The organism is Psychrobacter sp., from assembly GCF_049295055.1.
Taxonomy (GTDB): Bacteria; Pseudomonadota; Gammaproteobacteria; order Pseudomonadales; family Moraxellaceae; genus Psychrobacter.
Genome location: NZ_JBAQQF010000002.1, coordinates 16,494 through 30,814, shown reverse-complemented (window position 1 = coordinate 30,814; position 14,321 = coordinate 16,494). Strand labels below are relative to the sequence as shown.

At 42.8% G+C, this 14,321-nt stretch carries 13 protein-coding genes; 8 read left to right on the top strand and 5 right to left on the bottom strand.

The genetic code is table 11. The features are described from left to right. Nucleotides 1–2,028 (bottom strand): heme lyase CcmF/NrfE family subunit, encoded by a 2,028-nt coding sequence (locus WAZ74_RS00180; protein WP_422304518.1) that lies wholly within the window; start codon nt 2,026–2,028, stop codon nt 1–3. A gap of 241 nt (nt 2,029–2,269) precedes the next feature. Beyond that, nucleotides 2,270–3,604 carry a hypothetical protein gene (locus tag WAZ74_RS00175; RefSeq protein ID WP_422304516.1) on the bottom strand — a complete coding sequence of 445 codons (1,335 nt, stop codon included), beginning with the start codon at nt 3,602–3,604 and terminating at the stop codon, nt 2,270–2,272. 625 nt (nt 3,605–4,229) lie between these two features. On the opposite strand from WAZ74_RS00175, the gene mrdA reads away from it, so the two are divergent. From mrdA to scpB, 8 genes are all read left to right on the top strand, one after another. After that, nucleotides 4,230–6,245 carry a penicillin-binding protein 2 gene (gene mrdA, locus WAZ74_RS00170; protein ID WP_422304514.1) on the top strand — a complete coding sequence of 672 codons (2,016 nt, stop codon included), beginning with the start codon at nt 4,230–4,232 and terminating at the stop codon, nt 6,243–6,245. Nucleotides 6,246–6,303: 58 nt separating this feature from the next. Further along, nucleotides 6,304–6,990, top strand: a complete 687-nt coding sequence (gene rsmD, locus WAZ74_RS00165) for a 16S rRNA (guanine(966)-N(2))-methyltransferase RsmD (RefSeq protein ID WP_422304512.1) — start codon at nt 6,304–6,306, stop codon at nt 6,988–6,990. A gap of 213 nt (nt 6,991–7,203) precedes the next feature. Further along, the gene (rplM, locus tag WAZ74_RS00160; protein ID WP_062533540.1) at nt 7,204–7,632 is read left to right on the top strand and encodes a 50S ribosomal protein L13; all 429 of its coding nucleotides are present in this window, start codon (nt 7,204–7,206) and stop codon (nt 7,630–7,632) included. 10 nt (nt 7,633–7,642) lie between these two features. Continuing rightward, nucleotides 7,643–8,029, top strand: a complete 387-nt coding sequence (rpsI, locus tag WAZ74_RS00155; protein WP_422304508.1) for a 30S ribosomal protein S9 — start codon at nt 7,643–7,645, stop codon at nt 8,027–8,029. Between the two features lie 313 nt (nt 8,030–8,342). Beyond that, the gene (locus tag WAZ74_RS00150; protein ID WP_422304506.1) at nt 8,343–9,446 is read left to right on the top strand and encodes a lipid A biosynthesis acyltransferase; all 1,104 of its coding nucleotides are present in this window, start codon (nt 8,343–8,345) and stop codon (nt 9,444–9,446) included. Nucleotides 9,447–9,609: 163 nt separating this feature from the next. Next, nucleotides 9,610–10,698 (top strand): tryptophan--tRNA ligase, encoded by a 1,089-nt coding sequence (locus tag WAZ74_RS00145; protein WP_422304504.1) that lies wholly within the window; start codon nt 9,610–9,612, stop codon nt 10,696–10,698. 32 nt (nt 10,699–10,730) lie between these two features. Beyond that, entirely contained in the window at nt 10,731–11,597 is an 867-nt protein-coding gene (locus WAZ74_RS00140) for a segregation and condensation protein A (protein WP_422304502.1), read from the top strand. Between the two features lie 112 nt (nt 11,598–11,709). Then, complete coding sequence (scpB, locus tag WAZ74_RS00135; protein WP_422304640.1) at nt 11,710–12,285, top strand: SMC-Scp complex subunit ScpB; 576 nt, start codon at nt 11,710–11,712, stop codon at nt 12,283–12,285. A 183-nt stretch (nt 12,286–12,468) separates the two neighbouring features. Here scpB and lolA read toward each other — a convergent pair whose 3' ends face one another. The 3 genes from lolA to rplU form a co-directional block, all read right to left on the bottom strand. Continuing rightward, nucleotides 12,469–13,170, bottom strand: coding sequence for an outer membrane lipoprotein chaperone LolA (gene lolA / locus WAZ74_RS00130; RefSeq protein ID WP_422304500.1), 702 nt, complete (start codon nt 13,168–13,170; stop codon nt 12,469–12,471). A 380-nt stretch (nt 13,171–13,550) separates the two neighbouring features. Continuing rightward, nucleotides 13,551–13,808 (bottom strand): 50S ribosomal protein L27, encoded by a 258-nt coding sequence (gene rpmA, locus WAZ74_RS00125; protein WP_010199200.1) that lies wholly within the window; start codon nt 13,806–13,808, stop codon nt 13,551–13,553. 105 nt (nt 13,809–13,913) lie between these two features. Then, nucleotides 13,914–14,225 carry a 50S ribosomal protein L21 gene (gene rplU, locus WAZ74_RS00120; RefSeq protein WP_010199185.1) on the bottom strand — a complete coding sequence of 104 codons (312 nt, stop codon included), beginning with the start codon at nt 14,223–14,225 and terminating at the stop codon, nt 13,914–13,916. Nucleotides 14,226–14,321: the final 96 nt, after the last annotated feature.

Below are 14,321 nucleotides of genomic sequence, written 5' to 3'. Positions count from 1 at the left end.
TTATTTCTCCCCCATTGTCGCTGTTGGCTCTATATCAGTAGCAGTCGTAAAACCTGCTTTATTCGCCGCAATTTGTGCAGGCGTCTTTGGCTTCTTAATACGGTAGCGCTTATCAAGCATACTTAGTAAGCCACCGAAGGCCATAATAAGAGCACCAAGCCATATCCAGCGAATTAACGGCTTCACATAAATACGTACTGCCCATTTATTGCTGCCTTCAGCGATAGGTTCACCCAGTGCCACGTACACATCACGCATCAGGCTTGCATCAATCGCGGCTTCAGTTAGTGGCATCATGCTAATCACATACGTACGCTTTTCTGGGTACAAGGTGGCAACTGCACGACCATTTTTGGTCACGGCAACTTCTGCTTGTACCCCATCAAAGTTACTGCCTCTGACTTTATGAAAGTCTTTAACCTCAAAGTCATAACCTTGGACGTGAACCGTATCATTTTCGCCCAGTGCCACATCGCGCTCAATACTTAAAGTACTGGTAAAGGCAACACCGATAACGGCTATTAACACCCCTATATGAGCCGTTTGCTGACCCCAATAGCTCAAACGCAACTGACCTAAGCCTTTAAAGAAGTTCGGGGCGTTTTTAGTTTTGTCCTTGAAGTCGACCACCATCCATAACAATACCCAAAAACTCACCGCTAACGTCACACCGATATTGAGCATGGCAGACGGGCTAACGAAGTAAGTAATGATTGCTGCTAAGACAAGGCTGCTCACAGCGATGACCATACCAATGCCTAGCAATGGACGTTTATCTTGTTTCCAGCGAATATTTGAGCCCATACCCATTGCAACTAACAATAGCCACGTTAAAGGCACAAATAGCGCATTAAAGTACGGAGGACCTACTGATACTTGACCCAAGTTAAAGGCATCAGCAATGATAGGATAGAGCGTACCGAGTAATACCACTAAAGTTGCAATTAAAATAATAACGTTATTAATGACTAAAAACGACTCACGGGAAACCAGTTGATATTGACTCTCAACCGTTAGACGCCAACCACGGATGGCAAACATCAACAAACCGCCGCCAATGATCACACCAAGTATGGCTAAAATCACAAGACCACGCGTTGGATCCGCAGCAAAGGAGTGCACTGAGGTAATGACCCCTGAGCGCACAAGGAACGTGCCAAGTAGGCTCAGTGCAAAGGCAAAGATCGCCAGCATAATGCTCCATGCTTTAAAGACCCCGCGCTTTTCAGTAACCGCAAGCGAATGTAGCAACGCCAAACCTGCAAGCCAAGGCATCAACGATGCGTTTTCTACCGGATCCCAGAACCACCAACCGCCCCAACCAAGCTCGTAATACGCCCACCACGAACCCAAAGCGATACCAACTGTTAAGAAACCCCAAGCTGCCAGCGCCCATGGGCGTGACCAGCGTGTCCATACCGCATCCAAGCGCCCTTCCCACAAGGCTGCCATACAAAAAGCAAACGGCACGACCATACCCACATAGCCCATATACAGCATCGGTGGGTGAATAATCAGACCAAAATCCTGTAGAACAGGGTTTAAATCGGCGCCATCGACTGGCAAATTTGGCAAAGTGCGATCAAATGGTGATGAGGTAAAGATTAACATTGCCAGCATCATCATCTGTACGCCAGCTAATATCACCAATACTCGCGCGCGCATCGATAACGGCAGACCACGACTAAAGTAAGATACCAACGCACACCACGTTGCCATGATAGTCATCCATAGCAATAGCGAGCCTTCATGCCCGCCCCACGTTGCTGATAACTTATAATACCAAGGCAACAAGGTGTTAGAGTGCTGACTGACATAGACAAGGCTAAAATCATTATAATAAAAGCCTGCCATCAATGCGCCAAACGAGGTAATCATGGCCGCAAACTGCGCCCACGCTAAACTCGGTGCTAAACGCTGCCAAGCGACTTGGTCTCGCATAACGCCAATAGTTGGTAATACCACCTGCAAGATCGCCAATACAAAGGCGGCCAGCAAGGCAAAATAACCCAATTCTGTGATTAACATACGGTCTAACCTTGTTTACCTTAATACGGTCATTGTTTATTTTAGGGAGTGGTGTTTTAGGATATTCGAAGGTATCCCGTATTCGTTACTGCTGGTAATTTTCTGCTGTGAGCATTGTCTAATTATTTCCATCAGCCATTGCAGCTTAGGACACTTACAACAGAGTACATTAGCGTCAACTTGTCACATTTCTGTATCCACTGTGTAGGCGATGTGTATAAAGAGCATAAAAAGCTGTCTATCACTGCATCGCTGGGAAAAACACCAACACCAGATGTAACCAACCTGCTAAAAAGCCAGTCAAACCGCCCAGCACAATGAGTGTCATCTCATCCTCACGAAAGGCGGGACGCAATAAGTTTTGAAACTCATCGGGTGACAGTGCGCGAATACGGTCACGGAATAAGCCAAATATTTTACTAGCACGGCTTTCATTAAGCTCAGGGTCACGCAGTGGTACCATCGTTGCGACGATTGATTTATCAATAATGGTATTTTTTAATTGTCCAAACTCGCGGCGACCCAACCCTACTCGTAAAGTCGTGCTAATCACCGGCGACTCTAATACCTTATAAAGATGCGATTTCATCAACTCACGCGTTTCGGCAGCGCGGTCACCATACATCATCTCATTCATGATGTTCTCGAGCGTCACTAAATCCTTGACCACAATCTCGGCAAAAACCTCAGAAACCTCCTCTTGGCGCTTCATAAAGCCACCTTGAAAACGGTATTGAGCGATATGCGGTAATTGCGGCTTAATAAAGGGAAAGCGACTCTGTAGCGCAAAAAACTTCACGTAAGGAATAAAATGTGGCTCTACTGGGTTAAAGACCATCCAGATCGCAATCCAGTTAGTCAGACAACCCCACACAGCGGCAAAAAACGGTACGGTCCAATGCTGTGGAACGACCAGAAATATAAACATTTGGATAATGCCGAAAATCAATCCAATCAAGGCGCTAATATGCCAAATAAAATTGATCTCTTTTTGTCCGACTTTTAAGAACATGTTGACCATCAAACGTCGGTCACTTTCCATTTTATTGACAATCATCTTGCGCATATCGACCAAATCTTCGACATGGTAAGTCAAATCAGTCACCAAATTTTGCATAATACTTGGTAGCTCTTGGTGCGCTTGAGCGTAGACACGGCGCTTGAGTGCATAAGGAAGATTACCCCACAGCGCTGGTGAATGATCGAGCATAATCTCATAAATCAAGTCTTCTAGGTTTTTATCGACCGTATCAGTGATAAAGTCCGCCATCTGATCCGGCTCCATCGCTTTAAAAAACTCATCAAGCGAGCCAAGCTTAGAGAGCGTTTGGTCAACGATAACCCCAGATATCTTACCCGCTTTTCTTGGGACAATACCTTGCCAGCCGATACCCGGTAGCCCAAAAAACGGGAAGTTTGGAATACGAATACCCCAAAACTTAACCGGATAAAACAGCATCTTCAGTGCCATCCACACATGTATCCAAGTCACAAATGCTGTCACCGGTGGAATGGTGAGCATGGCAAAAAACTCGGGGTGCTCAGCTATCGTTTGCCACAATGAAGTTACATCCATGACTTTATTTATCCTTGCCGTGATGATGGTCGATGCTAACCAAATATCCTTAGCAGATTAAGAACGCTCAACAAAAAGAGGCTCTATCCCTAATAGTTATTATAAAATAAATCGCCTGATTTTAGCATACTTGCCACCCATTAGCACAGTTAGACCCTAGGCAAGTTGTGACTAGAGATGACACGTTTTGCACGCGCCTCCCACTCATAAAATCCTTAAGATAGTCTGCCAGCACAGTCAATAAGATAATATGTTAATACTGTCACTAAGAGCAGCCACAATACTAATGCTAATAATAACGACAGCATCAATGCTCATAGTCGTGACAGCGACAAAATAAATGACTGGGTACTGCGCTATAGCTATAGTTCTGTTATAATTTACGGTTGACTTTCGCTGCACATCAGCAAATAAATGAATGTAAATTAATTGACGTTATATTATCGTCATATCGCGCTATGTTATTGAAATACTTTAGCTTATCCTTTATGCTCACCTCGCTTTCAGTTAACGAGACTTGACCTTAACCAGACTTGACATAGTCGGCTTTTATTTAACACACATCTCCTTTACTCCATCTCCTATTTATTTATCGACTCATCGACCGTCTGGGTACTGACTTTATATGAAAAAACCGCTAGCTCCCGATACCGAACAGGTCAACAGTATTTTTACCAGTCGAATTATTATCCTCGGATTATTCATGTTTTTGGGTCTGGTGATTTTGATAGCGCGTTATGGTTATTTACAAGTTTATGCTCACGATAAATACACCACACAAGCGGATAACAATCGTATTAAGCTGATTTCTGCCCCGCCAAGCCGAGGTTATATCTACGATCGTAATGGGATTATCCTCGCTGACAATCAACCCGTATTTACCGCCATGCTAAGTCCTGATGAGGTTGAAAACCCAGAGCGCACCTTAAACTTACTAGCACCCATTTTTGATTTAACGGCTGAAAATATTACCGATATTTTATCGCGCTTAAATAAAAGTAAAAATGACCCGGTGACCATCAAGATTGACTTAACCGATGCGCAATTGGCGCAGTTCAGTGAGCGCAAACCCTTCTTTCGAGGGGTCAGTATCCAGAGTAAGCTGACACGCTCATATCCTTACGATGAGCTCTTTGCGCATGTCATTGGCTATGTGGGACGCATTAATGACAAAGAATCTAAGCAGATAAATAAGGATCGCTATGCTGGTACCGATCTGATTGGTAAGATTGGCATTGAAGATTTTTATGAGGATATATTGCTTGGGCAACCGGGTTATCAGTCGGTAGAAACCGATGCCTACGGTAATATCCTACGTCAACTCGATACCAAACCACCGATCGCTGGTAATGATATTACCCTAAGCTTAGATTACGGCCTACAGACGGTGGCTCAGCAGCAGCTTGATGGTCGTCGCGGCGCGATTGTGGCGATAGATCCCAAAAATGGCGATGTGTTAGCCTTTGTTAGTAATCCAAGTTACGATCCCAACCCTTTTATCTCTGGCATCTCGTTTAAAGACTATGGCAATCTGCGTGAAGACCTTGATCAGCCGCTATATAACCGCGCCCTACAAGGTACTTATCCACCTGGCTCGACCATTAAACCCTTTGAAGGCTTAGGTGGTATTCATTATGGTCTACGTGATTGGGAAACCACTATTTATGATCCTGGGTATTTTAGCTTACCTGGTGACTCACACCGTTTTCGCGACTGGAAAAAAGGTGGTCACGGTACTGTCGATCTAAAAAAATCTATCGTGATGTCGGTGGATACTTATTATTATAAGTTGGCCTATGAGATGGGCATTCAGCGCTTGCACGACTGGATGGTTCGTTTTGGTTTCGGTGAAGAAACCGGTATTGACTTGCCCAATGAAAAACCAGGGATTATGCCATCGCCAAAATGGAAAAAAGATACCTACGATAAAGGCTGGTTACCAGGTGAGACCATCTCGGTTAGTATCGGTCAAGGGTATTTCTTAGCGACGCCACTACAGATTGCTAATGCAACGGCGATGACCGCTAATAAAGGGTATCATATTACCCCACATTTATTAAAAAGTAGCGACGGTGCAGCGGCAGTCGACGTCATCACCAAACCCGATGGCAAGATTGATTATAATGGCAAACCCTCTGATTGGTTACGCATGCATGATGCTATGGAGCAAACGGTCAAAGCAGGTACGGGACGTGGCATCTATACGCCGCGCTATCGTATCGCCGGTAAAACGGGCACCGCGCAGGTAAAATCAATTGCTCAAGGTAAAAGCTATAATAAATCCGCACTAGATAAGCGCCATTGGGATCATGCTTGGTTCAATGGTTTTGCACCAGTAGAAGATCCACAAATTGCCCTAGCGGTATTGGTCGAAAACGGCGGTGGTGGTAGTGTCGTTGCTGCTCCTATCGGTCGCGCTTTATTTGACTATTGGGTATTACAACGCAAATCCAACCCTATCTTGCCGCCAACTGCCGATCAGTTAAAAGTGATTAAGCGCCAAAAATCCTTTGAAAAGTTGATGCGTGACGCCCTGCGTGACAAAGAAGAAAAGATATTGGAAGAAAAAGCATTGCAAGAAAAGACACTCCAAGACACACAGCAAGCTCAAGCAGCGACTACAACAGCGACTTCTAACTAAAATGCTCAGTATCAGTTTGAGTAGCATTTTAAGTAAAGCACGGTAAATGAGACATACTATGAAGCAGTCCTCAAGCGGTCGCAAGTCTACCCAAAGCCATAAAGCAAAACTTACTGCTGCTGGTGATGTGCGTATCATTGGCGGGCAGTTTAAGCGCCGTATTGTGCACTTTATCGATGTAGAAGGTTTACGTCCGACGCCAGATCGCCTGCGCGAGACCTTATTTAATTGGTTAATTACCGATATGCACAGCGCTCAGGTACTTGATAGCTGCGCAGGTAGCGGCGTCTTAGGTTTCGAAGCCTTATCACGTGGTGCCGCCCATTGTACTTTTATAGAAATGAGCGCCGCTCAAACTCAGATGCTACGCCAAAGTGCCGAGCAGTTACGTATTGACGCCACTACTTATCAAATCATTCAGGGCGCAGCCGAGCAAGTTTTGGCTCAAAACTTGCTACATCAGCGCCATTTTGATGTAGTATTTATCGATCCGCCTTATGCAGCAGATTTGTGGCAACCTATCTTGACCACAATTATTACGCAGGCATTAATCAATACAGAAACGCTGATTTATTTGGAAGCAGATAAAGCATTAGAGGGACAATTGAGCCAACTGGCTGCTGAGCTTAACGAAAACTTATCTACTCAAAAGGATAGCCCTCATAGAATATTGAGTTTTGAATGCCTGAAACAGACTAAAGTTGGACAAGTTGTTGCTGGACTTTATCGGCTATCATCGTCATAATTGTCTGGTTAAAGAAATCGATTAATAAATGTAAAAAATGTTTAAAACCGCTGAAAAACTGGCCCAACGCTGCAGTTTAATGTATATAAGGCGAAAATAAACCCCAATGCAGCTTGCAAGCGTAGGCGCTACTGCTTATAATGTGCAGTCTGTTTTTTGAGAGCCCCGTTCCCAAGCTAAACTCTCAACGAATTTTAATTTTAAGGTTTTATCATGAAAACACTTAGTGCAAAACCAGCTGAAGTGACCCATGACTGGTTTGTCGTAGATGCTGACGGCAAAACTCTTGGTCGCTTAGCCACGCAAATTGCTAGTCGCTTACGCGGTAAGCATAAGACAAATTATACCCCGCACGTTGACACTGGTGACTTTATTGTCGTCATCAATGCTGAAAAAATTGCGGTAACGGGTAAAAAAGCGCAAGATAAGAAATACTATCGTCACAGTGGTTACCCAGGCGGTATCAAAGAAACCAACTTCACTAAGCTGATTGCACATAAGCCTGAAGATGTTCTACACAAAGCGGTTAAGGGTATGCTTCCAAAGGGTCCTCTTGGCTATGCGATGATCAAGAAGCTAAAACTTTATGCGGGTACCGATCATCCACATGAAGCTCAGCAACCTAAAGAACTAGACATCTAAGGATATACTTATGGAACGCAATTACGGAACTGGTCGCCGCAAGACGTCTACTGCTCGTGTCTTTTTATCTAAAGGTACTGGTAGCATCGTTGTTAACGGTAAACCACTTGATGAATATTTCAGCCGCGAAACTTCACAGATGGTCGTTCGTCAGCCATTAGAGTTGCTTGAGTCTGCTAACGCTTATGACATTTATATCACCGTGAAAGGCGGCGGTATGACTGGTCAAGCTGGCGCAATCCGCCATGGCATCACTCGTGCACTAATTGAGTTAGACGAAACTAACAAACCTGCTCTTAAAGCAGCTGGTTTTGTTACTCGTGACTCACGTCAAGTTGAACGTAAGAAATTGGGCCTACGTAAAGCACGTAAACGTCCACAATTCTCAAAACGTTAATCAAAGCTATCTCTTATTTTTTTGCTACTGTTTTCTTTATCTCAGAGCGACAGTACAAGCATTAAATAAAAGCGTAGATTTGCAAAACCTTATAAGCTGGTCACAGCTTGTAAGGTTTTTTTATGCATGACACTTTATATGTGATACTTTTCTTTATGATGCTTTTTTATGCATCATGATTATTTATACATAACTGCTTTTTATAAAAAGCTACTTTGTCGATTACCCTCTAATGACAATGCGTAAATTACCTTGCAAAGCCAAGCCTACTACCCCATCATAATCATAACTTTTCATTATTAGTAACGATCTTATGAAAGCGCCCGAACAGTTTGATCCCAGTAAGTCTGACTCAAAAACAAGTATACCGCCACCTGATGCTGCAACGCATGGCAAACCTGCTAAATCACCCGCTATCCCAGATGGTATGCCAACGATTAAGCAGAACCATAAACGAATCGGGCAAGCCGCTAAAAATCCTTTTGAATGGCAGTTTTTATTGCCTAAATATTGGGGCATATGGCTACTTATAGCCATCATTGTGCCGTTAGCCTATCTGCCATTACGCTGGCAATTTTGGCTGGGTCGTAAGCTTGGTATTTTACTCTATAAAGTAGCAGCTACACGGCGGCGAGATACGCTAATCAATCTCAAACTAGCTTTTCCTGAAAAGCCAGAAGCTGAGCGTGAATTAATGGCTAAGCAGGTTTTTGTTAACCAAGGTATCGGCATATTTGAAACCCTATGTACTTGGTTCCGTCCTAATATATTTACCCGTACGGTCTCTATCTCCGGGCTACAGCATTTGATCAATGCTCAAAATGATGGTCGTCCCGTTATTTTACTGGGTGCGCATTATACGATGCTGGATCTAGGCGTTATGCTATGCACACAGTTTTTCCCTATGGATGGTATGTATCGTCCACAGAATAATGCATTGCTTGATTGGTTTATTTATAACGGCCGTGCCCCTCTCTTCGGCAAGCTTATTTCTAGCCGTAATATGCGTGGTTTAGTTAATTCTATTAAAGAAGGACGTGTGGTTTGGTATTCGCCTGATCAAGATTACGGGCTTAAAAACGGAGTCATGGCGCCATTTTTTGGCGTACCAGCAGCGACCATTACCGCAACACGGCGACTGGCTACAGTAGTTAGTAATGATAATAAACTACCAGCGATAATGGCACTACATACTTACCGGCAAACGCCAGATAATTTGCCTAGAGGTAAACGTCCACATTATCATCTAACCATTACACCAGAGTTAGATAACTATCCAAGCAATGATGAAGTCGCTGATGCTACGCGTATAAACGAAATTTTAGAAGGTCTGATTCGTATTGACCCTACTCAATGGATGTGGTTTCATCGCCGCTTCAAAAATGGTCCTGATGGTCGTACCGATATCTATAAGTAAGCTTTTATTGCCAAGAAAATTACTAAGAAAGTTTGCTATACTTTGCGGCTAATATTTTGTGCTATTACGACGTATAAATGACTACGTAAATAGCCACATCAATAACCACGCAGTGATAATAATTTAATAAACAAAAATTTTATAAATAAATAACGGATTTTTCATGAGCAATAATAATACCTCTTCTAACCCGCAAACCTCTGTTACACCAGCTACTGTTAAGCGCATTTTAACTGGCATCAAACCAACTGGTACCCTACATTTGGGTAATTACGTTGGCGCAATTCGCCCGGCGATTGAATCGATCAAAAATAGTGATGATGAAGCTTTTTTCTTTTTGGCAGATTATCACGGTATTATCGGCTGCTATGATCCGGTTATTATCCATGAGTCTACCAAAGCCATTGCGGCGACTTGGATTGCCTGTGGTCTTGACCCAGAGCGCGTGATCTTTTATCGTCAATCAGACGTGCCAGAAATCCCAGAGCTTGCTTGGGTTTTAAACTGTTCGTGTGCCAAAGGCTTAATGAATCGTGCCCACGCCTATAAAGCCGCGGTCGATATCAATATGGAAAAAGAAGATGTCGATGCTGATCAAGGTATCAATATGGGGCTGTTCGGCTATCCGGTGCTTATGGCAGCTGATATCTTGATGTTTAATGCTACTCATGTGCCTGTTGGTCGCGATCAAATTCAGCATATCGAGATGGCACGTGATATTGCTGGTACTTTTAATCATCGATATAAAACCTTATTTACGCTGCCTTCAGCGGTCGTTGATGATGACATCCCGTTATTGACTGGTCTTGATGGCCGTAAGATGAGTAAAAGTTACGGCAATACTATACCGCTATTTGGTGATGGTAATCCGCAAGTAAGTGCCGAAAAACAGATGCATAAAGCCATTATGAAAATCGTCACCAACTCACAATTACCTGATGAGCCAAAAGATCCTGACGATTCAGCGATTTTTGAGATTTATAAAGCCTTTGCAACGCCGGAAGAAATCGCTGATATGCGTGCACAATTTGCCGCCGGTATAGGTTGGGGCGATGCCAAGCAAGCTTTGTTTGAAAAAATAAACGCTGAGATAGCGCCATTTCGTGTGCGTTATCAGGAACTGATGGCCAATCCAAAAGAGTTAGAGGAAATCTTACAATTAGGTGCAGAAAAAGCCCGTCGTCATAGCCGTAAACAGTTAGATAAGACTCGCCGCGCTATTGGTATCCGTCCGCTTGCTAAACTTAAATAAATTATCATTGATGACGATACTAGACTACCGATATGCAAAGTGAACGATTAACTGAGTCTAGCGCAGGGATTCACGATATGTCTCTGCGTATCTATCAGACGCCAGTTCAGCATTTGCCAGAAGACCTATATGTGCCGCCGCAAGCCTTTGCCATTTGGCTTGAGCAATTCGCCGGACCATTAGATTTTTTGCTATATCTGGTCAAAAAAAACAATGTTGATTTGACCCAAATGCCAATATTGCCCATCACGGAGCAGTATTTGGCTTATATCAGTGAATTGGATACCGAGCATTTTGAGTTAGCTGGTGATTACCTACTAATGGCCTCAACGCTCATTGCTATCAAAACTGAGCTGCTATTACCTAAGCCTGAAACGCCTACCGATGAACGCGACCCAAAAGCCGAACTCATCGAGCGTCTTGAGGAATATGCCCAAATCAAAGCCGCCAGTCAGCGTTTAGACAATTTAGTTCGTCTTGAACGCGATGTGTTTTTAGCATTGGTTAGTATGCCTAGCCAAGGTATTATGCACGCTGAATTACCAATCTACTCACCGAACCTATTGATTGACAGCTTATTTAAGATGCAGCTACAACCAGACTATCAAATGCATACCATTAAAGTTGATGCTGTACCACTTGCTGATCGTATTGCCAGTATTAGTCGGCAGCTAAGCACGGATGGCACTCGCTCCTTTTATGAGCTACTAGATAAAGCACAGGGTAAAATAGGTGTGGTCGTTAGCTTTGTTGCGGTGCTTGAATTAATGAAGCGTCAATTGATTGGTGTGGTGAATACTCATATTGACAGTAACGCTAGCACAGCAAATAACGCTGATAGTAATCAATCTACTAATAGCGATTTACTCGGACAATTAACGTTACGGTGGCTATTGTAAATGGGATTGGTTTAATGGCTATTGGCTCAATCAAAGTTGCCTTAATCAAAGTTGCCTCCACAAAAGCTACCTTAATAAAAGCTACCTCAACAAAGAAAAAATAATGAAAGATATGGCTTCACAATCAACAACCTCACCTTCTTCGACGGCTGAAGAGCTGCAACAACTTAATACAATCAGCAAGCATATTGAGGTATTACTACACGCCTCAGAATCTCCATTAACCGCTAACACTCTAAAAAAACACTTGTCACTGTCTACTAAGATGTTAAATCAGGCGCTAGCGTTACTACAACAGCGCTTAGAGACTGGTGTCCTAAGTTTGCATGAAACGGCCAGTGGTTATCGCTTGCAGATCGCTGATAGCCATAGCGCCCTAATCCAGAGCGTCTTTCCACAACGTCAGGAGCGCCTAAGCCAAGCGTTACTTGAGACTTTAAGCGTTATAGCTTACAAACAACCGGTGACACGTAGCGATATAGAACACGTGCGCGGTGTGACGCTATCAAGTAATATATTGCGCCAATTATTTGATAAAGGTTGGGTTGAAGAGAATGGCTATAAAGACACGTTGGGACGCCCGGCGCTATTACATACCACAGCACAATTTTTAGATGCTTTTGGCTTAACCCATTTAGATGAGCTACCACCGATGCCAGATATGGACGCCATTAAAGCAATGTCTTAAGCTCTAGAAAACTGGGTTCTAAAGATTTGCCTTTAAAAACCTAACCTCGGGAAAGTTACAAGCTATAATCTTAAAAACTCAATATTTATACTCAAAAAAAGACAGACCCTAAGGATCTGTCTTTTTTCTATTAACTATCAATTAACGATAATTCAATTAGCAATAATCATGATTCATTAACTTCTATTGATTAATAACATCAACACCTTTTGGTGGTGTAAATTTAAACTGACTGCTGCTGATGCTTGGGTTAAGTTTAATGCCACTAAACTTGATAGAAGTAGTTTGCCCTAAACTATCATTCAATACCATCATCACTGGTTTACCACCACTAAAGCTGATTGATAAATTCTTAAAGCTAGCACTATCTGATTTTGGATACAGCACATAGTAGTTTTTATTAGCATATGGCTGAGTGATTTTAAAGTTCTTATCAATTTTACTTGGATCACCTGATAGTAGCAGTGCCGGTGTATTACCAACTTGGCTATCTACATTTTGCTTGGTTGCCTGCTCTAAGTCCTTATCATAAATCCACATCGAGCTACCATTAGCCACAATCAGCTGCTCTGATGGTGACTTGGTTTCCCAGCGGAAGTTATTCGGACGCTGCACACTCATCTTACCAGTAAAAGTACCGCTGTTAGCACCCTTAGTAGTTTGGCTAAAGTTCGCAGTTATGCTTTTAGTGTTGGTTAACAGCTGATTTAGACGCTTAGCTGCTGTTAAGTTATCAGCAGGTGCAGCCGTCGCAGACTGTGTTAATGCCACCATAGGAGCAGCAACACCCAGTGTTGTCATCAAAACGCCTACTAGGGCACCGCCCATTAATTTTTGTTTTATGGTCGTTGCCTGTTTATTCGATTGCTTAGTTAATAAAGTCATTATAAATCCTCTCTCAAAATGCAAAATAGCATAAAAAATAAAACGTTTTATCAAATTTTTGTTTTCGGTAAATGTTTATCACAGCTAAAAAACGGATGTGATAAAACAATGAAGACAGTGTGCCAGTTTTTTTATTACGCGCCTAGACATGAATTGCAATCATTGCTACCACGGGCATACGCGCTTGTAACCGAAAATCTTGTACAGTAATAAATAGTATTTATGATCTTTAAAATGATATTGATAAAATTCAATCTAATATTTTGGATTGTACATCACTGCCCTATAAGCATAAAAAGCCCCTACTACCAAATGGTAATAAGGGCTTTTTTAGTCATCGAATTATTTTAACTAATAGCTAAAAAAATCCAGATGGGCAACTAGGCGCTTTCAACCATCACATAACGACGGTTAAATTTACCTTTAGTCGCAAACTTTACCACACCGTCATTCAGTGCAAATAAAGTATGGTCACGACCCATGCCAACACCTTCGCCAGCGTGGAATTCTGTACCACGTTGACGAACGATGATGTTACCAGCGACGATGGCTTGACCGCCAAAGATTTTTACGCCGAGCATTTTTGGGTTTGAATCACGACCATTACGGCTTGAACCGGCAGCTTTTTTATGTGCCATGAGAAAATCTCCTTGTTAATGCCTTGTTAATAAAAGCTATCGCTAATGCGAAAACTCTTAAGCTTCTAGTGCGTTATTAATTATCAATAAACTGATAATCGTTAATTAAGCATTAATCGCTTTGATCTTTAACAAGGTATACCATTGGCGGTGACCTTGCTCTTTGTGATAATGCTTACGACGGTTGTGCTTGACGATACGGATTTTTTCGCCGCGACCATGCTCAACAACTTCAACTTCAACGCTAGCGCCTTCAACGATAGGCTGACCGATTTTGACAGTTTCGCCGTCAACAATCATTAATACGTCTTCGAATTTGATCGTTGCGCCGGTTTCTGCTTTTAGTAGTTCAACTTTAAGCAATTCATCGACGACGACACGGTGCTGTTTACCACCAGTTTTGATTACTGCGTACATTGTATAACTCCGTTTAACCCGTGTGCCGTGGCTGATATCATACCAACACTTCGACGACGAACACGACAGGGAAAAATTAAAGGCAAGATTTTACGG